At 68.6% G+C, this 18,344-nt stretch carries 18 protein-coding genes; 7 read left to right on the forward strand and 11 right to left on the reverse strand.

Annotated features, from left to right (window positions below):
• Together J2848_RS16355 and J2848_RS16360 are read left to right on the forward strand one after the other, a co-directional pair.
• A partial coding sequence (locus J2848_RS16355) for a 2Fe-2S iron-sulfur cluster-binding protein (RefSeq protein ID WP_253568675.1) occupies positions 1-1,089 on the forward strand: 1,089 nt, incomplete at its 5' end.
• A gap of 50 nt (positions 1,090-1,139) precedes the next feature.
• Positions 1,140-1,604 carry a nuclear transport factor 2 family protein gene (locus tag J2848_RS16360; RefSeq protein ID WP_012977229.1) on the forward strand — a complete coding sequence of 155 codons (465 nt, stop codon included), beginning with the start codon at positions 1,140-1,142 and terminating at the stop codon, positions 1,602-1,604.
• An 8-nt stretch (positions 1,605-1,612) separates the two neighbouring features.
• On the opposite strand, the gene J2848_RS16365 is transcribed toward J2848_RS16360, so the two are convergent.
• On the reverse strand, positions 1,613-2,503 hold the full coding sequence (locus J2848_RS16365; RefSeq protein WP_149232409.1) for a LysR family transcriptional regulator: 891 nt from the start codon (positions 2,501-2,503) through the stop codon (positions 1,613-1,615).
• Positions 2,504-2,645: 142 nt separating this feature from the next.
• Between J2848_RS16365 and J2848_RS16370 the strand changes: the two genes are divergently transcribed.
• Both J2848_RS16370 and dctA read left to right on the forward strand, forming a co-directional pair.
• Positions 2,646-3,779, forward strand: coding sequence for a 4-oxalomesaconate tautomerase (locus J2848_RS16370; protein WP_149232408.1), 1,134 nt, complete (start codon positions 2,646-2,648; stop codon positions 3,777-3,779).
• A 28-nt stretch (positions 3,780-3,807) separates the two neighbouring features.
• The gene (dctA, locus tag J2848_RS16375; protein ID WP_149232407.1) at positions 3,808-5,187 is read left to right on the forward strand and encodes a C4-dicarboxylate transporter DctA; all 1,380 of its coding nucleotides are present in this window, start codon (positions 3,808-3,810) and stop codon (positions 5,185-5,187) included.
• A gap of 33 nt (positions 5,188-5,220) precedes the next feature.
• Here the strand turns inward: dctA and J2848_RS16380 are convergent, their stop codons facing one another.
• The 3 genes from J2848_RS16380 to J2848_RS16390 all read right to left on the reverse strand — a co-directional run bounded on the left by J2848_RS16380 (position 5,221) and on the right by J2848_RS16390 (position 8,270).
• Positions 5,221-5,874 carry an HAD family hydrolase gene (locus J2848_RS16380; protein WP_246193962.1) on the reverse strand — a complete coding sequence of 218 codons (654 nt, stop codon included), beginning with the start codon at positions 5,872-5,874 and terminating at the stop codon, positions 5,221-5,223.
• Between the two features lie 122 nt (positions 5,875-5,996).
• Positions 5,997-7,193 (reverse strand): MFS transporter, encoded by a 1,197-nt coding sequence (locus J2848_RS16385; RefSeq protein ID WP_149232405.1) that lies wholly within the window; start codon positions 7,191-7,193, stop codon positions 5,997-5,999.
• 144 nt (positions 7,194-7,337) lie between these two features.
• Entirely contained in the window at positions 7,338-8,270 is a 933-nt protein-coding gene (locus J2848_RS16390) for a LysR family transcriptional regulator (RefSeq protein WP_149232404.1), read from the reverse strand.
• A 147-nt stretch (positions 8,271-8,417) separates the two neighbouring features.
• Between J2848_RS16390 and J2848_RS16395 the strand changes: the two genes are divergently transcribed.
• Positions 8,418-9,143 (forward strand): SDR family oxidoreductase, encoded by a 726-nt coding sequence (locus tag J2848_RS16395; protein WP_149232403.1) that lies wholly within the window; start codon positions 8,418-8,420, stop codon positions 9,141-9,143.
• Between the two features lie 119 nt (positions 9,144-9,262).
• On the opposite strand, the gene J2848_RS16400 is transcribed toward J2848_RS16395, so the two are convergent.
• Positions 9,263-9,745: an ester cyclase gene (locus J2848_RS16400; RefSeq protein WP_149232402.1), complete on the reverse strand. Its 483-nt coding sequence runs from the start codon at positions 9,743-9,745 to the stop codon at positions 9,263-9,265.
• A 93-nt stretch (positions 9,746-9,838) separates the two neighbouring features.
• On the opposite strand from J2848_RS16400, the gene J2848_RS16405 reads away from it, so the two are divergent.
• Both J2848_RS16405 and J2848_RS36145 read left to right on the forward strand, forming a co-directional pair.
• Positions 9,839-10,771: a LysR family transcriptional regulator gene (locus J2848_RS16405; RefSeq protein WP_149232401.1), complete on the forward strand. Its 933-nt coding sequence runs from the start codon at positions 9,839-9,841 to the stop codon at positions 10,769-10,771.
• Between the two features lie 132 nt (positions 10,772-10,903).
• Positions 10,904-13,063, forward strand: coding sequence for a M48 family metallopeptidase (locus J2848_RS36145; RefSeq protein WP_211103182.1), 2,160 nt, complete (start codon positions 10,904-10,906; stop codon positions 13,061-13,063).
• A 23-nt stretch (positions 13,064-13,086) separates the two neighbouring features.
• Here J2848_RS36145 and J2848_RS16415 read toward each other — a convergent pair whose 3' ends face one another.
• The 6 genes from J2848_RS16415 to J2848_RS16440 are packed head-to-tail and all read right to left on the reverse strand — an operon-like array spanning position 13,087 to position 18,343.
• Positions 13,087-13,965 (reverse strand): Pnap_2097 family protein, encoded by an 879-nt coding sequence (locus J2848_RS16415; protein ID WP_149232400.1) that lies wholly within the window; start codon positions 13,963-13,965, stop codon positions 13,087-13,089.
• Between the two features lie 18 nt (positions 13,966-13,983).
• Complete coding sequence (locus tag J2848_RS16420) at positions 13,984-14,268, reverse strand: MSMEG_0570 family nitrogen starvation response protein (protein WP_149232399.1); 285 nt, start codon at positions 14,266-14,268, stop codon at positions 13,984-13,986.
• A complete protein-coding gene (locus tag J2848_RS16425; RefSeq protein WP_170307090.1) occupies positions 14,256-15,440 on the reverse strand; it encodes an MSMEG_0565 family glycosyltransferase in 1,185 nt (394 codons plus the stop codon). Before J2848_RS16425 ends, J2848_RS16420 begins: the two co-directional genes overlap by 13 nt.
• Positions 15,437-16,432, reverse strand: a complete 996-nt coding sequence (locus J2848_RS16430) for a sll0787 family AIR synthase-like protein (protein ID WP_149232398.1) — start codon at positions 16,430-16,432, stop codon at positions 15,437-15,439. Before J2848_RS16430 ends, J2848_RS16425 begins: the two co-directional genes overlap by 4 nt.
• Complete coding sequence (locus J2848_RS16435; protein WP_149232397.1) at positions 16,429-17,043, reverse strand: MSMEG_0567/Sll0786 family nitrogen starvation N-acetyltransferase; 615 nt, start codon at positions 17,041-17,043, stop codon at positions 16,429-16,431. Before J2848_RS16435 ends, J2848_RS16430 begins: the two co-directional genes overlap by 4 nt.
• 31 nt (positions 17,044-17,074) lie before the next feature.
• Positions 17,075-18,343, reverse strand: coding sequence for an MSMEG_0569 family flavin-dependent oxidoreductase (locus J2848_RS16440; protein WP_149232396.1), 1,269 nt, complete (start codon positions 18,341-18,343; stop codon positions 17,075-17,077).
• Position 18,344 lies beyond the last annotated feature (1 nt).

An 18,344-nucleotide genomic window follows, 5' to 3' on the forward strand; every position in this document is an offset into this window, starting at 1 on the left:
GCCGACCTGTCGAAGAGCTGGCGGCCCTACCGGGTGACGAAGATCGTCGACGAGACGCCGGAGATCCGCTCCTTCCACCTGCAACCGGCCGATGGAGCGGGCCTGCTTGCCCATGCCGCCGGTCAGCATCTGCCGATCCGCGTGACGGTTCCCGGCGCGGAGAAGCCCGTCGTCCGCACCTACACCCTGTCCGCCGCACCGTCCGACGGCCTCTACCGCATCAGCGTCAAGCGGGAGGGGCTGGTGTCGCGCTTCCTCCATGACACCATCCGCGCCGGCGATTTCATCGAAGCGCGCGCACCGGACGGCGGTTTCACCATCGACCCCCACGGGACGCGGCCGGCGGTGCTGCTGGCCGGCGGCATCGGGATCACGCCGCTGCTGGCGATGCTGCGCCACATCATCTACGAGGGGCTGCGCAAACAGCGGATGCGGCCGACCATCCTGATCCAGGCGGCGCGTTCGAAGTCCGATCGCCCCTTCGAGCGGGAAATCGCCGAACTGGTGAACGCCGCGCAAGGGGCGGTCAGATGGATCCGGGTTCTCAGCGACCCCGGCTCGGCCGAGGAAGGCGTCGACTATGACGCGGCCGGCCGCATCGACATGGCCCTGCTGACCCGTTTCCTGCCGTTCGACGACTATGATTTCTACCTGTGCGGCCCGCCGTCCTTCACGCAGGCGCTCTATGACGGGCTGCGGGGCCGCAACATCGCCGACGGGCGGATCCATGCCGAGGCCTTCGGACCGTCGTCGTTGAAACGCACGGCCGATGCCGGCGCCGCACCCGCCGTCCGTCCCCCGCCGTCGACCAGGCCGGTGCCGGTGGCCTTCATGACGTCCCTGAAGGAGGACCGCTGGACACCCGCCTCCGGCACTCTGCTGGAACTGGCGGAAGCCCGCGGCCTGGAGCCCGAATACAGCTGCCGCGAAGGCACCTGCGGCACCTGCCGGACCAAGTTGCTCAAGGGTGCGGTGACCTATGTCCGCGAACCGACCGCCAGCGTCGCCGACGACGAGGTCCTGATCTGCAGCGCCGTGCCCGCCGACGTGGGGCCGGACGGGGAAAACCGCATCCAGCTCGCCCTCTGAGGCCCTCACCCCTTTGCCCAACTCATTCTTCCCAACCCAAGGAGTCTGCCATGTCCCGTCCGCCGCTTCCCCCCTTCACAGAAGAATCCGCGATCGAGAAGGTCCGGCTTGCCGAAGACGGCTGGAACAGCCGCGATCCGGCGAAGGTCGCTCTCGCCTATACCGAGGACAGCCGCTGGCGCAATCGTGCCGAGTTCGTCACCGGCCGCGCCGAGGTCCAGGCCTTCCTCACCCGCAAGTGGAACAAGGAGCTTGAATACCGGCTGATCAAGGAACTCTGGGCCTTTGCCGGGAACCGCATCGCCGTGCGCTACGCCTACGAGTATCGCGACGACAGCGGCCAGTGGTACCGCGCCTATGGCAACGAGAACTGGGAGTTCGCCGAGGATGGACTGATGCGCGCCCGGCACGCCAGCATCAACGAACACCCGATCGCCGAGGCGGACCGCAAGTTCCATTGGCCGCTCGGCCGCCGGCCCGACGACCATCCCGGTCTCAGCCATTTCGGCTTCTGACGCCTCTTTTAAAGCCTCCAGGAGCCGAGCAGCACTTCGAGGAAACGCGCCGCCATCGGTGAAAGGATGGCGCCGTGCCGTCTGACGACGCCGATCGTCCGGGATATCTTCGGATGACCCAGCGGCAGCGTCATGATGATGGGATGGCCGGAGGAGGGGGTGGCGAGCTTGGGCAACACCGCGACGCCAAGCCCCGCCTCCACCAGCCCGAGCGAACTGGCAAGGTGCGTGATCTCGTAGGACCAGCTCATCTTCAGGCCATGCTGCGCCAGGGCGTTGTCGATCAGCGCCCGGTTGCCGCTGGTCCGGCCCACGGTGATCACCCGGTGGGCGGCCAGTTCCTCCCAGTTCACCACCTTGTGCGATGCCAGCGGATGGTCGTGCCGGCAGGCGACGACGAAGGGATCCTCGGCCAGCGGCGTGAATTCGATGTCCGGGTGCGAGGTGCCGATGAAGTTGATGCCGAAATCGGCCTCGCCACGCGCCACAGCCTCCAGCCCCTCGTTGGCGCCGAGATCCAGGATGCGGATGCGGATGCGCGGGAAGGCGATGCTGAAGCGGCTGATCGCGTTCGGCAGGAAATAGAACACCGCCGTCGGAACCGACGCGATGGTGATCTGGCCGCCGCTGCGGGCGCCGAGATCGCTGATCCCCAGCAGCGACGTTTCGAATTCGTCCAGGAAGCGCCGGACCTTGGGCATGAAGTCGCGCCCCACCATCGTCAGCGCGACATGGCGGGTCGAGCGTTCGAACAGCGCCACGCCCAGCATGTCCTCCAGCTTCTGGATGCGGCGGCTGAGCGCCGGCTGCGACAGGTTCAGCAGCTCCGCGGCACGATTGAAGCTGCCCAGTTCCGCCACCGCGACGAACGCCTTCAAATCCACCAGTTCGAAATTCATGCCCAGCTCCAAGGCGTACGCATTGATGCGTGAAACGGAATAATATCCCGAATCAATGCATTTCACAAATATGGTTCGCGATCGGAATATCGGCGCATCGGCTTTCCTCGCCCATTGGCGACCTCAAGAGAAACCAAGCGCCATGACCAATCCGATGAACCGGCAGATCGGCATTCCCTGCGTGATGATGCGCGGCGGGACCTCCCGCGGGCCATTCTTCCTGGCGTCCGACCTTCCCGCCCGTCCGGCGGAGCGCGACGCCCTCCTGCTTTCGGTGATGGGGGCGGGGAACGATCTCGGGATCGACGGCATCGGCGGCGGCAACCCGCTGACCAGCAAGGCCGCCATCGTCGGTCCCGCCACCCGGGCCGGTGCCGACGTGGATTACCTGTTCGCCCAGGTGCGGGTGCAGGAAGGTGTGGTCGACACCTCGCCCAACTGCGGCAACATGCTGGCAGCCGTCGGCCCCTTCGCCATCGAATCCGGGCTGGTCCCGGCCGTGGACGGCGTCACGGTGGTGCGCATCCACAACGTCAACACCGGCAAGCTGATCGAGGCCCGGATCCAGACCCCTGGCGGACAGGTGGTCTATGAGGGCGAGGCCGTGATCGACGGCGTGCCCGGCACCGCCGCCCCCATCCATCTCTCCTTTCTGGATGCCGCCGGCGCCAACACCGGCCGGCTGCTGCCGACCGGTGCGCCGGCCGACCTGATCCATGGGGATTTTGGCGGCATCGAGGTCTCCTGCATCGACGCCGCCATCCCGGTGATGCTGGTCCGCGCCACCGATCTCGGCAAGACCGGCTACGAGCCGACCGACAGCTACCGGGCCGACCGCGCGTTCATGGCCCGGCTGGAGGCGCTGCGCGTCGAGGCCGGCCGCCGCATGGGCTTTGCCAACGCGGCCGGCATGGTGATCCCCAAGCCGGTCCTGCTGGCCCCGCCGACGCGCGGCGGCACGCTGTCCGTGCGCTATTTCATGCCGCATGACTGCCACCGGGCTTTGGCCATCACCGGCGCCGTCGCCACCGCCACCGCCTGCACCATTCCGGGAACCGTGGCCGCCGCGTTGGTGGGACGGTTCGACATGCCCGGCGACGTCATATTCGAACATCCGGCCGGTCAGCTGACCGTCCGTCTTGAAGCTGGGGCCGGCCAATCCACCCTGACCACGGCCGCCCCGATCGCCAGCATCCTGCGCACCGCGCGGCGCCTGTTCGAGGGAACCGTGTTCGCACGGCCGCCGGCCCCGCCGCAGGCCGCCCTTGCGGCCTGACGCAACAGCATACAAAGGAGGAAACGCAATGCGTCCACAAGCGGGCACCCACACTCCGGCGCCGACCAAATCCAAGGCCCTTTACAAGGCCCTCTATTTCCAGGTCGTCGTCGGCCTCACCCTCGGCATCCTGGCCGGTCATTTCTGGCCGGACTTCGGGGCCTCCCTGAAGCCGCTGGGTGACGGATTCGTCAAGCTGGTCAAGATGATGATCGCGCCGGTGGTCTTCTGCACCATCGTCAGCGGCATCACCAGCCTCAACGACACCCGCGAGATCGGCAAGACGCTGGTCAAGTCGATGGCGCTGTTCTATGCGCTGACGGCGGCGGCGCTCCTCATCGGGCTGGCCGCGGTCATCATCATCGAGCCCGGCGTCGGCATGCATGTGTCGCCGTCGTCGCTCGACCCCGCGGTGGCGGCGCGCTACGCCAAGCAGGCGGCGCCAGTCGGCTTCACCGATTTCGTGCTGCACATCATCCCGCATTCCTTCTTCGGCGCCTTCGCCGAGGGCGAGGTGCTGCCGGTGCTGCTGATCTCCGTGCTGGTCGGCTTCGGGCTGACGCGGGTCGGCAAGGCCGGCGAGCCGGTGGTCCAGGGCATCGACTCCTTCTCCCACGTGCTGTTCGCTGCCTTCGGCTTCATCATGAAGCTGGCCCCGGTCGGCGCCTTCGGCGCGATGGCCTTCACCGTCGGCAAATACGGCATCAACAGCATCGGCTCGCTCGGCCTGCTGATCCTCACCTTCTATGTCGCCTGCGTCTTCTTCCTGGTGGCGATCATCGGCACGCTGGCCCGGCTGCACGGCTTCAGCCTGTGGAAGGTCCTGCGTTACTTCCGCGAGGAACTGCTGATCGTGCTCGGCACCTCGTCGTCCGAACCGGTGCTGCCGCGCGTGTTGCAGAAGCTGGAAGCGCTGGGCTGCAAGAAGGGCGTTTCCGGCCTCGTGCTGCCGATGGGCTACTCCTTCAACCTCGACGGCACGGCGATCTATCTGACCCTGGCCTCGCTGTTCATCGCCCAGGCCTGCGACATCCACCTGTCGGCCGGCCAGATCTTCGCCATGCTCGGCGTGATGCTGCTGACCTCCAAGGGTGCCGCCGGCGTCACCGGCAGCGGCTTCGTCGCCCTGGTCGCCACGCTGACGGTGATGCCGGACCTGCCGGTGGCCGGTGTCGCGCTGCTGGTCGGCATCGACCGCTTCATGTCCGAAGCCCGCGCCCTGACCAGCATCATCAGCAACTGCGTCGCCAGCATCGTCGTCTCGATCTGGGAGAACGCCTGCGACCGCGAGGTCCTGCACCGCGAGCTGAACCAGGGCTGTGCCGCCACCGAGCGGTCGCAGGAATCGACGGGCGGCATCCCGGTCATGCCGCTGGCCGCCCGGGCGTCCGCCCAGCCGTCGCCCTGATCCTTCCACGCCTTGCATGGCAGTGGACCGGGGTTAAAGCGTAGAGAGCACCGCGGCCAGGTCCCGCAGATCGGCGATGGTCGGCGTTCCTTCGGGGAAGGGATGCCGGCCATCGCGATCGCGCACCCCGACGAAGGGCAGGTCGAGGGCCGTCGCCGCCGCATAATCCTGAACGGCATCGCCGACGAACGCCACGCGCTCGCGGCGCAGGCCATGGCGGGCCAGCAGCATCGCCGCCGTCTCCGCCTTGCCCGGCGGGCTGCCATGGACGGAGACGAAGCGGTCGGCCATGCCCCGCCGCTCGACGATGCGAAGCATTTCCTCGTGCGGCGTCGCGGAAATGATGAACAGCGAGGGACGGCCGGCATGCGTGGCGAGGAACTCCGTCGCACCGGGAATCTCGGCGCAGGCGATCACCGCCTCCTCCACCGCTGCGGCGAAGCCGTCGACCAGGCGGTCCAGCCGTTCCTCGTCGAGGACGCGGCCGAGCAGGTCGCGTTCGAAGCGCGCCAGCTTTTCGCGCCGCGGCATGCCGCCGTTGTCGCGGTGATAGGCGCGGATGGCGTCCTGCACCGCCGGTCCGTCGTCGGCGTACAGCGTGGCGAAGGTTTCCCCCTTCAGGTGGTTGGAATCGCACAGCACGCCGTCGAAGTCGAAAATGACCGCGTCCCATCGTTCCTGAAGCATGCCGTCCATCCCGCGCTCATCCCCTGCTTTTGACTGCCGCCGACCATCCGACCCGGCGGCGGGGCAGTGTGATCCATTCAGTGTGATCCATTCACCGGCCATCAGCAATCCGCGCCGATGGGTCAGACGCCGGCCGCCGGCTGCGGCGCCATGGCGGCGGCTGGCCGCAGGGCGCGGCGGGCCAGTTCGAAGGGGATCAGCCCGATGGCGACCGTCGCCAGCAGGCCGCAGCCCAGCCCGACGGTGGCGAGATCGCTGCCGGTCCAGTCGCGGATCAGCCCCGCCAGAATCTGGATGAGGGTCATCAGGACGTAGAAGACGGTCATGAACCATCCGAGCGACCAGGCGGTGTCGGCCGGGGCGGAGTGCCGGGCGGGAAGCGCGAGGATGCCGCCGGCCGGCAGACCGAGGAACAGGCCGGCGACGATGCAGCTCGCCGCCGGGGGTGCCCCCAGGGCGAAAGCCATTCCGGCTGCCGCCGCCCCCAGCGACCCGATAGCGACCGGCAACAGCGGCCGGCGGGAGCGGTCGATCAGCAGGCCGCCCAGCGGCATGGTCGCCATGGTCACCCACACGGTCAGGCTGACGGTACGCGACGCCTCGGCCACCGACAGGCCGGTGGAGGCCAGCAGGGCCGGCGCATAGGTCAGGAAGATCACCTGTCCGACATTGTAGGCGGTCCAGATGATGCCGGCCAGCGTCGGCAGGATGCTTTGCCGCCGCAGGATCAGGCGCAGGCTGGGCATGCCGCGGTGCGCCGTGACGGTGCCGGCGGGCGAGCGGTAGGTGACGGCCACCAGCACCGCCACGGTCAGGCAGACCAGTGTCGTCAGATGGTAGGCCCAGCGCCAGGATGCCGCCTCGGCGATCGCCGGGAACACCGCCAGCGAGACGGCCAGCCCGAACTGCCAGCTGATGAACACGATGGACAGCGCCGTCGACAGGTCGCGGTCGCGGAACCATTCGGCCACCATCGCCGACACCAGAACGCTCAGCACCGCATTGCCAGCCCCGCCGAGCAGCCGCCCGGCCATGGCGGTGTCGTAGTCGTGGCCGGCGGAGAACAGCGCGCTGCCGCCGGCCAGCAGAAGCAGGCTGAAGACCGCCAGCCGCTTCAGCCCGAACCGGCTGCTCAGCATGCCTGCCGGCAGGGCCAGCACGATCCCCGGCAGCATGAACAGCCCCATCAGCTGACCGAGGGCGGCATAGTCGATGCCCAGATCCGTCCGCGCGAACGGCATCACGGCACCGAGGATCTGGAATTCCAGCGCCATGCAGGTGCGCGCGAGGAACAGGATGCCAAGGATGAACCAACGCATGGTTGCCGCCTTTCCGTATCGACGGCGATTTTCAACATGCCGGGGCCGGAAGGGAAGCCTTATCGTTTCCGGGTATGATTGTATTGCACGCGAAACGTTGGGCGAAGGGCAGGCCGTCGGCCACGCCCGATCATTTGAAAGCGGCTATGGCGAGGGGGGACGGGACGGTTTGCCGGACTTCGATCCCTCCCGGTGGCGCCGCACATGGTCGATCAGGGCGCGGAGCTTGGGCGTCACCGTGCGCCGGCTCGGAAAATACAGGAAGAAGCCGGCGAAGGGCGGCAGCCAGTCGTCGAGGATCGAGACGAGTTCCCCACGCTCCAGATAGGGCTGGAACGTCTCTTCCATGCCGAAGGTGATGCCGGCGCCGGCAAGTGCCGTGCGGAGCATTAGCAGCATGTCGTTGGTGGTGATCTGCGGTTCGACCGACACGTCGAAGGCGTGTCCGTCCTTCTCGAACTCCCAGCGATAGGGCGCCGTGTCCGGCTGCGTCCGCCAGCCGATGCAGCGGTGGCGGACGAGGTCGCGCGGGTGCAGCGGTATGCCATGGCGCGCCAGATAGCCCGGTGTCGCCACCGCGATCTGTCGCTGGTCGCCGGTCAGCGGCACCGCGATCATGTCACGCTCGATGACCTCACCCAGGCGTACCCCCGCATCGAAGCCGGCGGCGACGATGTCGAACTCCAGGTCCGTCACGGTCACGTCGAGCGTGACGCCGGGATAGGCCTCGCTGAAGGAGGCGATCAGCGGCCCGGACAGGAACCGCTCGGCGATCGAGGTGGCGGCGATCCGCAGCAGGCCACGCGGTTCCGCCGCCGAGCCGGACAGCGCGTCGATGGCGCTCGCGATCTCGGCCAGCGGAGCTGAGACCTGCGCCAGGAACCGCTCGCCGGCTTCGGTCAGCCGCACGCTGCGGGTGGTGCGCAGGAACAGTGCCTGGCCGAGTGCGGCCTCAAGCCTTTGCACGCCCTGGCTGACGGCCGAGCGCGTCACCCCGAGGCGGTCCGCCGCCGCCCGGAAATTGCCGGTCTCCGCCACCGCGGCAAACAGGGGCAGCAGGTTCAGGTCGATCTGCATTGGTTAGCTGTTCTAACCACAGCGTCCAGTTATTGGCAAGTTATCTCGACAGCGGCCGCATGCCACCTTGTGGGCATGGACGGCGGGCGCATGGCGCAGTGAGCGCCACGAACCGCTTCCCACAATCAAGAAAGCCAGGAGACTGTCATGACCATCGACAAGGTCGTTCTCATCACCGGTGCCTCCAGCGGCATCGGCGAAGCCACCGCGCGCGTCCTCGCCCAGGCCGGCGCCGCCCTGATGCTGGGGGCGCGGCGGACCGCCCGGCTCGACGCGCTCGTCAAGGAGATCCAGGCGAAGGACGGCATGGCCGCCGCCCGCGCCCTCGACGTCACCGACCGCTCCAGCATGGAGGGCTTCGTTGCCGAAGCCAGGGAGCGCTTCGGCCGCGTCGACGTCCTCGTCAACAATGCCGGCGTGATGCCGCTGTCCCCGCTCGCCTCGCTGAAGGTGGAGGAATGGGACCGCATGATCGACGTCAACATCCGCGGCGTGCTCCATGGCATCGCGGCGGTCCTGCCGGTGATGGAGGCGCAGCGAAGCGGACATGTCGTCAACATCGGTTCGGTCGGCAGCTTCGAGGTGGTGCCGACCTCGGCCGTCTACAGCGCGACCAAATTCGCGGTCAGGGCCATCACCGACGGATTGCGCCAGGAAAGCGGGACGATCCGCGCGACCTGCATCTATCCCGGCGTCACGCGGTCCGAACTCGCCGACACCATCACCGACGAAACCGCTGCCCGGGCGATGGTGGAGTACCGCCGCAATGCGATCGACCCGGAAGCGATCGGCCGGGCCGTCCTCTTCGCCATCGAACAGCCGCGGGAGATCGGGGTCAACGAGATCACCGTCCGCCCCGTCGCCCGGAGCTAGTGTTCGGGTGCGATCGCTTCAGACGATTCCGTCTGAAGCGATCGCACGGAAAATCAAAACTTAGAGTCTGTCTGGTGCTTCATCAATGAGTACCAGACAGACTCTAGAGTGCGATCGCATCAGACGATCCCCCCGTGATCAGGGCTGCCGGCGTCCTGTCGCCCCGGCCATCCGACCTGGTTCATCCAGCCGAACCAGTCTTCAAGATGCCAGGTGTGGGTCAGCCTGCCGTCGGCGATGCGGTGGAACTCGTGGATCGCCACCCGGAAGGACCGGCCGGTCGGGGCGATTCCGAACCATTCCCCGCGGTGCGTTCCGGTTATCACCGCGCGTACGGCGGCCCGTCCGGGTGCGCCGAGAATGTCCAGGACCTCGATCTTCGTGTCGGGGAAAGCCGTCAGGAAGCTGCGGATCAACGGTTTCATCCCCTCGCGTCCCGGCTGCTGACCGGGATTGAGGGGGATGTCCTGCCAGTCCTCGGCCAGGGCCTCGTCGAGCAGGTCCGGATTGCCTTCGTTGAAGGCACGGTAGAGCGTGTCGATGGCGTGGCGGTCCTGCGGCGTCAGGCCGGTTTCAGTCAGCGTGGCGGTGCTCGGTGTCATGGAGCCTCTCCTGTCGGCAGTGCGATGGGGAGACGCTATCCGAAGCCTGAACATGCTTGAAATCGATCTTTGATATGTGGAAACATCCATGACATGGATTTGCACGGCATCGACCTGAACCTTCTCGTCGCCTTCGACGCCCTGATGGCCGAACGCAGCGTGACGCGGGCCGGAGCCCGCATCGGCCGTACCCAGCCGGCGATGAGCGCCGCGCTGGCACGCTTGCGCGGGCTTATGAAGGACGAGCTGTTCATCCGCGGGCCGAATGGTCTGCAACCGACGCCGCTGGCACTCGATCTGGCGCAGCCGATCGCCCAGGCCTTGACCGGGCTTCAGCGCGCCCTGGAGTTCACGCAGACCTTCGACCCGTCCACCTCCACCGCCAGCTTCACCCTGGGCCTGTCGGACCATCCGACCTTCGCGCTGCTGCCGTCACTGCTGGGGGTCCTGCGCGAACGGGCCCCCGGCATCACCTTGCGCATCCGCAATTTCATCGCACGGGACGATGCCATCGGGATGCTGGACGCCGGCGAGGTCGATCTGACGGTCGGCGTGCCACCGTCATCCACGGCCAGGATTGTCAGTCGGCCCCTGTTCGAGGAGCGTTTCGTCTGCGTCGTCCGCAAGGGGCATCCGACCGTACACCCGCCTCTCGACCTCCACGGCTTTCTGGAGCAGTCGCACCTTCTGGTTTCGCCGGAGAATGAAAACTACGGCGTGGTCGATGCCGCCCTGGCCAGACAGGGGTTGAAGCGCCGGCTGGCCTTGACGCTGCCGCAGCTCTACGCCGCGCCTGCCCTCGTCGCGCAAACCGATCTGATCGCAACCTTGATGGAGGGGGTGGTCGCCGCGTCGGGCCATGCGGAACGGCTTTGCATCATGCCGGCCCCGCTCGACCTCCCGCCGATCCTCTTCGCTTTATCCTGGCACCGCCGCAACGATGTCCATCCGGCGCAGCGGTGGCTCCGTGACCTGCTGGCGTCTGTCCCGCACCGCGCCGGCCTGCGCCTTCCGGCCGCCGCCTGAGACGGCGATTAGCCTGTTCAGCGCCTCGTCGGGCGGCGTGACGTGAAATCGCTACCCCTTCCGCGCGGCTGGCCCCGTTGCGCGCATTGCGCGATCCTCCCGCGCGATGCGTCGACGAATGGGAGATCGGACGTGGCGGACACAATCGCTTCCGGTAGTATGGCTGGCACCGTCCGGCGTGCCATTCGCTTTCCTCTGTGGCTCGTTCGCGTTATCTGGCTGCTGGTCGTTCCATTGTCGTTCGTGGCGCTCGGGATCTGGCAGGAGCAGCGGGCCGCCGCCACGCTCGACGAGTATCGGCAGGCCGGACAGGATTTGCCGCAGGTTCTGGCACAGCTTCAGCAGATCGAAGCGAAGACTCCAACGGCCATCGTCACCATGGGCGGACCGGACGGCCGCCGAATGCCGGTCTCGATGGCCGTTGCCGGGGTCCGCAAGGCCATCGACACGATGGACGAAGGCGCCGAAGTATCGCAGATCCGCTACCCGTTGAGCTGGGGCACGATGGCCGGTGGCCTGCTGGCTTTCCTTGCCGGGCTGACCGGGTTGCTGGCGGCGCGGATCGCGGCCCTGCGGGCGCGGCGGTCGCGCGACGCCCTGGTCCGCAGCTTCGACCGGTTGCGGCGGGGCCTGCCCTTCGCGCTCGCCGCCGTGCTCGTCGGCCTCAGCATCGCCAGCGTCTCTGCCTCGCTGTTCGAAGCGGCGAGCCTGTGGTTCTGGGACCATCTGTCGACCGGCAGCGTCAAGCTCTTCGCCGCTGCCGTGATGCTCGCCGGTCTCGCCGCCTACAGTGCGGTGATGGCGGTGATCGCGATGCGCCGCGTCTTCGATCTCTACACCGTGGAGCCGCTCGACATCCGCGGCGTGGTGGTGAGCCGGGACGAGGCGCCGGGTCTCTGGCGCTTCGTCGAGGATCTGGCCGCCCGGCACGAAGCGCTGATGCCGGACAGCATCCTGGTCGGCCTGACCGAGGGCTTCTTCGTCACCGAGGCGCCGGTCCGGCCGCTCGGCGGGGAGCGGGTGCTGTCGGGCCGTACCCTTCATCTGCCGGCTCCCTGCCTGCCGCTGATCGGCGAGGCCGAACTTGCGGCGGTCATCGGCCATGAACTGGCGCATTTCTCGGGCGGGGATACCACCTACAGCCGCCGCTTCGCCCCGATCCATGCCGGATTGTGGCGGACCCTGACCGCGCTCGGCGAGCGCACGGGCACCGGCGGCTTCATGCTCGCTCCGGCCTTGCATCTCGGTTTCCACACGCTGGAGAGTTTCGATATCGCCGTCGCCCAGCACCGGCGGCAACGCGAGCTGGAGGCCGACCGCCGGGCCAGTCTGGTCAGCGGTCCGGAGAGCGTTCCCCTCGCCCTGCTTCGCACCGCCGCACTGGCGCCGGCCATCGTCGGGACGCTGAACGACGCCTTCTCCGCCCCCGATACGGCCGGGCCGGACCTGATGGCCGAGATCCTGCGGCGTGTCGAAAATGGTCCCCCCGATCCCGCCGCGCATCTGGAGGAGTGCCAGCCCCACCCGACCGACAGCCACCCGACCACCGCCCTGCGGATCAGCACCCTTGGCGTCCAGCTCGACGAACGCCTGCTGGCTCGCGCCGCCCGCGGACCGGTGGAGGAAGACACCAGCCTGCCGCACCGGCTGTTCGCCGACTGGAGCGGGATTTGCCACACCCTGACGGCGGCATTCCTCGACGAGGCGCGCGAGGCGCATCGGCTGACCCGTGAGGAGCTTGAGGCCACGGCGGCGGCCGTTCCGACGGAGCACACGGTGCTCTACGAGAACGGCAGACCGATGATCTGGGCCATGGGCTTCATCGCCGCGATGTTCGCCGCCTTCGCCATCGGCGTCATTGTCTTCGGGCGGGAACTCGGCCTCGGCAACGATCCGGAGACACGGGCATTTGTCGGGGGGGTGACGACGCTCGGTGTCTGCTTCGCCCTGGCCTATGCGGCCTGGGTCCGTCGCAAGACGAAGGCGCCGCTGATGACCCTGACCCCCGAGGCGCTGATGTCGGCGCGGCTGCGGGAGCCCATCGCCTGGACCGACGTGGCCGGGATGCGGGTGTCGGCGGCGCGCCGGCTGGCGCTGGTGCTGGCGCTGCATGACGAGGCGCCCCTGCCCAACCGGATCGGCTTTTCCATCTACAACAAGGTGAACCGGCGCGAGCGGACGGTGGTGCTGGAGGCGATGGGCATCCGCGGAATGAAGGCGGCCGAATTCGATGCGCTGATCCGCCGCTACCTGTCCGCCGCCTATGCCCGCCGCCGGCTCACGGGTGACTGACGCGCCGGCCGGCGGGGCCCGGATCACCCCGCCGGCCGCTCCTTTCTCCAGAACCCGTCGGCGATCCGCTTGCCGTCGCTTTCCCGCAGAATGTCGAACCAGCGGATGCGCGCATCTGCCTCGTCATGGACGCCGCAGCGGCGGACGATCAGGCGGTCGCCGGGGTTGATGTTGCCGTAATAGAACAAATCCCGGTCGGTCGTGATCCAGTCGGTCCCGGCCGCGCGCTCCAACGCCCAGTCGGCCCGGTCCAGGATGGCCGGGAAGCTGGCGAAATAGAGGAAGCCGGCACCGTTGAAGTCGGCGGCCGGGCAGGGATCGACCACGACCTCGCGGTCCGGGCGGCGCGCGGTCCGGCGGAAGCTCCAATGCTCGTCCCAGTCGTCCCGCCGGAAGCGCTGGCACAGCGAGGCGAACGGCGAGGGAGAGGTCAGGACGGGCGCCGGTCTCGGCGCCGGATGCGGCAATGCGCGCAGCACGCTGAGGTTATCGCCCGCCACCGCCCGCTTCAGGAAGATCGATTGCAGCGTGACGGTTCCGACCGGCCTGCCGTTGGCGTGGACGGTCTGGATGCTGAGATACTGGGTTCGCGACGTCCGGACGATCCTGCCGTCGATGGCGATCCGGTCATGTTCCCTCACCTCGTCCAGGCGGGCGCGGGCCAGGGAAACGCCGGTGAAGGTGGCATAGAGCGTCGCCCCCTCGCCGTCGCGGAAGTCGGGCACCGGCTGTCCGAACAGCTCCGCCAGCATCAGCCAATGCCGGTGCCCGCACTCCTTCAGCAGCCAATGTTCCGACAGCCCGTTCAGGGCAAGCTGCGGCATGCCCACCGTGATCGGCCCGCCGATGCCGGTGGAGTGGCTAAGTCCCGTGTGGGCAACGGATGTGAGGGCAACGGACATGGGTGGTCCCCGCTTCGGTCAGGTGAGGGCGACGACCGTGACCGTCGCCTCCGGGTCGTCGGCGAAGCGCGCGGCGGCGACATCGATGGCGGCGATCTGGCGCGCGGCCCGCGAACAGGGGAAGCCGAACTTCGCCGCCACGCGGTCGCTGGCGATGGTCAGGGCTGTGCGGCTGATGCGGACGAAGTCGGCGAGACTGTAGATTTTTCCCTCCTCCAGATGATCGCGGATCACCAGGGAGGGCGAATAGCAGTCCGACAGCGTTCCGTCGGGCCAGCGCACGCGGAAGATCATTTCAGGCATGGGACAGGGCTCCTCCGGTCGGTCAGGAAACGGGTGTATTCGGCGACATGGCGGGCGGCGCAGCGCTCCCAGCCGAAGCCGGCGGTCCGCAGCAGGCCGGCGCCGCGCAACGCGTCCGCCCGTCGCGGCTCCAGCACCGCGCGCATCGCCCGTGCGATGGACCCGCTGTCGAGCGGATCGACCCATTCGGCATCGCCGGGCTCAAGATGTTCGGTGAAGGGGGCGATGGCCGGCACGATGGTGGGCGTGCCGCAGGCCATCGCCTCCAGCACCGCCAGCCCGAACCCTTCGCGCAATGATGGGAAGACCAGCGCATCGGCCAGACGGTAGAGCGACGGCATCGCCGCGTCGGGCAGCGGCCCGGTGCGGACCACCGCCCCGCCCGGACCGGTGGAAAGGCCGTCGGCGGCGATCCGCGCGTCGAAAGCCAGCAGCTCCGGGCTGTGGTCGAGCAGCGAGGCGCCACCGGCGACGACCAGCTGCGCGTCCGGGCGGTCGTGCCGGATCTCGCGGAAGGCGTCGAGGATCCTGACGCTGTTCTTGCGCGCCTCGACACCGCCGACCGACAGGAAGACCGGTCCGCCGGTCAGGCCCAGCCGCCCGCGCCAGTCCGCATCCGCCGCGACGGAATCCGGGGTGAAGCGGTCGCGGTCGACGCCGTTGCCGACGATTGTCGCGTCGATGCCGTGCTCTTGCGCCAGCACGTCCCGCCACAGCCGGCTCACGCAGAGGACCCGGTCGGCTGACCGGATCGCCCGCATCTGTAGCGCGTCGACTGCCGGATCGTCGAAGCCGTCGATGTGATGGACGGTGTAAAGATAGCCGGGTATCGCTCCGCGTTCGCGCAGGTCGGCGAGCGCGTTGCCGCTGATGCCGTCCTGGGCGTGGTAGAGGTCGAACCGCGCCGCGCCGGGCTGGCTGAAATGGGCGACGTAATCGGCGATCCGGGTTTCGACCAGCGCCCGCAGCCCGGCGTCCGGTGGCACCGGCCGGGCCGGGACGCCGACCGTTCCGCAGCGGGTCGTCCGGAAGAAGCCGCGTCCTGCCGGATCGGGCGCATGCACCACGGCATGCTGGCCGAGGGCGGTCAGCGCCTCTGCCAGTTCCAGGGCGTGGACCACGCCGCCGCGCGGATTGGTGGAATGGGCGAGGAGGGCGACCGACAAAGTCATGACCGCGCCTCTGCCAACGGACCGGTCGTGCCGCAGCCGATCAGCGGCCGGTCGGCGAAATCCCACAGCGGCACCGACTCCGTGCCATCGGTCAGCATCACTTCGCTGCCCTGTCGCACCTCGCCGATCGTGGCGCAGGCGAGGCCGCGGGCGTGGAAGGGGGCGGCCACCGTGGCTTCATGCTCCGGCGCCACGCTCAGCAGGAAGCCGAAGCTGGGGAAGGACAGCAGCCAGCGGTCGAGCGGCACGTCCTCCGGCCGCGGCACGGCAGCGACGTCGATAAGGGCACCGACGCCGGAGCATTCCAGCAGCATCAGCGCCGTGCCGACAGTCCCCGCCATGCTGATGTCCTTGGCGGCGCGGCACAGCCCATCCTCCGCCAGACCCGGCAGCAGGGCGAGGTCGCCGCGCAGCCGCTCCGGCGGGGCGGCGGTGGCGGCGTCGAAGAAGGGGTTGGGCTCGTGATAGCGGCCACGCAGATCCACCGCCATCATCAGCCGCTCGCCCGGACGGGCATCGAAGCTGGTCAGCAGCGGCCCGGCCCGGCCGACGATCGACACCGCCAGCTGCGGCCGGTCGCTGCGGCTGTTGGTGTGGCCGCCGACGATGGGCACGCCATAGGCGGCCGAGGCGGCGCGCAGCCCGTCGAGGATCGGCCGGGCCTGCTCCTCGCCGCAGCTCCACAGCGCATCGACGACGGCGAGCGGCCGGCCGCCCATCGCCGCGATGTCGCTGACATTGACCATCACGCCGCACCAGCCGGCGAACCAGGGCTCCGCCGCGACGAAGCCGTTGACGAAGCCTTCGGCGGCGACCAGCAGATGCCCGTCGCCGTCGGGAAGCGCGGCGCAGTCGTCGCCGACCGGCACCGTCCCCGTTCCGCCGACTCCGAGCGCCGCCACCACCGCGGCGATATCCGCCTTATGGGCGAAGCCGGGGCTGGCGCGCAGCCGGTTGGCCAGTTCCGACAGTGACGGGATGGCGGCACTCATGCCGCTCTCCGCGCCAGGGTCAGGAAGCCGTTGGCACCATCATGGATCGGCGGATAATGGGCCAGATCCGCCTCCATATGGTGGTGCGGCCGGCCGTGCAGCGACACCTCCGCCACGGTGCGCCAGCGCAGCCGGCGGAACAGCAGGGCATTCTGGCTCTGCACCAGGGCGTGGAAGCGGGTGCAGCCGCGCGCCGTCGCCGTGCAGACCGCCATGCGGATCAGCGACGCCCCCAGCGATCCGGCCCGCCGGTGGTCCGCCGCCACCGCCAGCCGCGAGCCGATCCATTCGCCGGGGGCCGGGCCCGGTTCCGGCTGGTGGATGCGTACGGTGCCGACCACCCGGTCCGGCATGCCGCACAGCTCGGACAGGGCGACGATGGTCAGCGCCCGGTCGTCGATGGCGTCGCGGTCGTCGCCGTCGAACAGGCCCTGCTCGACGCAGAAGACCTGCCGGCGCAGGGCCGCCGCCTGCCGCCGTTCCCAGCCTTCGGTCGCATGCTTGATGCGGTGGAGACCGGGGACGAACGGCCGTTCAGTGAGCGGCCCATGGGGGAGCGGATTGGTGATGACGGAAAACAGCGGGCTGTCGGGTGACGTTGTTTCTGCCATGGGTCGGGCTCCCTGGGAGGGCGGAACAGAGTCAGGCGGCGACCGGCTGGCGGGCGTCGATGCGGGCGCGCATCACCTCGGCCAGATAGGCCGAATCCTCGGCCACCCCCAGGAAGCGGCCAGATCCCCAGGTGTTCAGCCAGGGCAGCCCGATGAAATAGAGGCCATCGACCGGCGACACGCCGCGCCGGAACTTCGGGTTGCCGCGGCCGTCGAAGGCCGGCAACTCGATCCAGCCATAGTTGGGGCGGAAGCCGATGGCCCAGACGATGGCGGAAATGCCCTCGGCGGCGCAGTCGATGGCGTCCGGGATGGCGTCCGGCACGCCGTCCGGCGCCCAGACCGGGACGAAGGGCGGTTCCTCCGGCGCATCGATGCCGGCCTTGGCGATGTAGGCGTCGATGTCGCGGCGGATGGAAACGTAAACCTCGTCGGCATCGTCGAGATTCTTCGCCAGATCGTCGGCGAAGCGCACCGTCGTACCGTCCATCCCCGCCATGCTGCCATGGAGCTTCACCCCTTGCAGGGCGAAGCGGCGCAGGTCGATCTCATGCCCGCCGGCGCGGCCGGACATGTAATGGTTGGTCTTCTCCTTGGCGCGGTCGCCCAGCGGATGTTTGTCGACCGTCAGCTTGTAATAGCCCATCTCCATCAGCCATTCGGTCGCGTCCTTGCCGCGATATTGGCGGGGAGAGCGCGGGGCCGGGCCGACGCACAGATGAACCTGCCGGCCGGCGATATAGAGATCCTCCATGATCTGCACGCCCGACTGGCCGGAGCCGACGACCAGCACGGCGCCCGGCGGCAGCTGGTCCGGGTTGCGGTAGTCGACCGAGTGCATCTGGACGACGTCGCGCGACAGGGCATGGGCGTAGGGCGGAACGATCGGGATGTCATAGCCGCCGGTCGCCACCACCACCTGATCGGCGGTCATCGGACCGTCGCTGGTCTCCAGATCGAAGCCGCCATGCGCGCCGCGCGACAGGCGGGTGACGGCGACGCCTTCGCGGATCGGCGGCTTCACCATCTCGGCGAAACCCTCCAGATAGGCGACGATCTCGTCCTTCACCATGTAGCCGGTGGGGTCGCTGCCCTGATAGGGGTAGTCGGGCAGGCGGCACTGCCAGTTGGGCGTGACGAGGCAGAAGCTGTCCCAGCGGTCGTTGCGCCAGGAATGGCCGATCCGGTTCTTCTCCAGCACCAGATGCTCGATGCCCTGCTTCTTCAGATTGTGGCTGACCGACAGGCCGGCCTGTCCGCCGCCGACGATGATGACGGGAAAATGGGGAACGCTCGTCATG

The sequence above is a fragment of the Azospirillum lipoferum genome (genome assembly GCF_024170005.1).
In the GTDB taxonomy this organism is placed as follows: Bacteria; Pseudomonadota; Alphaproteobacteria; order Azospirillales; family Azospirillaceae; genus Azospirillum; species Azospirillum lipoferum.

Coding starts and splice junctions, on each gene's coding strand:
- J2848_RS16360 (WP_012977229.1), top strand. CDS start 1,140: ATGTCCCGTCCGCCGCTTCCCCCCTTCACAGAAGAATCCGCGATCGAG.
- J2848_RS16365 (WP_149232409.1), bottom strand. CDS start 2,503: ATGAATTTCGAACTGGTGGATTTGAAGGCGTTCGTCGCGGTGGCGGAA.
- J2848_RS16370 (WP_149232408.1), top strand. CDS start 2,646: ATGACCAATCCGATGAACCGGCAGATCGGCATTCCCTGCGTGATGATG.
- dctA (WP_149232407.1), top strand. CDS start 3,808: ATGCGTCCACAAGCGGGCACCCACACTCCGGCGCCGACCAAATCCAAG.
- J2848_RS16380 (WP_246193962.1), bottom strand. CDS start 5,874: ATGCTTCAGGAACGATGGGACGCGGTCATTTTCGACTTCGACGGCGTG.
- J2848_RS16385 (WP_149232405.1), bottom strand. CDS start 7,193: ATGCGTTGGTTCATCCTTGGCATCCTGTTCCTCGCGCGCACCTGCATG.
- J2848_RS16390 (WP_149232404.1), bottom strand. CDS start 8,270: ATGCAGATCGACCTGAACCTGCTGCCCCTGTTTGCCGCGGTGGCGGAG.
- J2848_RS16395 (WP_149232403.1), top strand. CDS start 8,418: ATGACCATCGACAAGGTCGTTCTCATCACCGGTGCCTCCAGCGGCATC.
- J2848_RS16400 (WP_149232402.1), bottom strand. CDS start 9,745: ATGACACCGAGCACCGCCACGCTGACTGAAACCGGCCTGACGCCGCAG.
- J2848_RS16405 (WP_149232401.1), top strand. CDS start 9,839: ATGGATTTGCACGGCATCGACCTGAACCTTCTCGTCGCCTTCGACGCC.
- J2848_RS16415 (WP_149232400.1), bottom strand. CDS start 13,965: ATGTCCGTTGCCCTCACATCCGTTGCCCACACGGGACTTAGCCACTCC.
- J2848_RS16420 (WP_149232399.1), bottom strand. CDS start 14,268: ATGCCTGAAATGATCTTCCGCGTGCGCTGGCCCGACGGAACGCTGTCG.
- J2848_RS16425 (WP_170307090.1), bottom strand. CDS start 15,440: ATGACTTTGTCGGTCGCCCTCCTCGCCCATTCCACCAATCCGCGCGGC.
- J2848_RS16430 (WP_149232398.1), bottom strand. CDS start 16,432: ATGAGTGCCGCCATCCCGTCACTGTCGGAACTGGCCAACCGGCTGCGC.
- J2848_RS16435 (WP_149232397.1), bottom strand. CDS start 17,043: ATGGCAGAAACAACGTCACCCGACAGCCCGCTGTTTTCCGTCATCACC.
- J2848_RS16440 (WP_149232396.1), bottom strand. CDS start 18,343: ATGACGAGCGTTCCCCATTTTCCCGTCATCATCGTCGGCGGCGGACAG.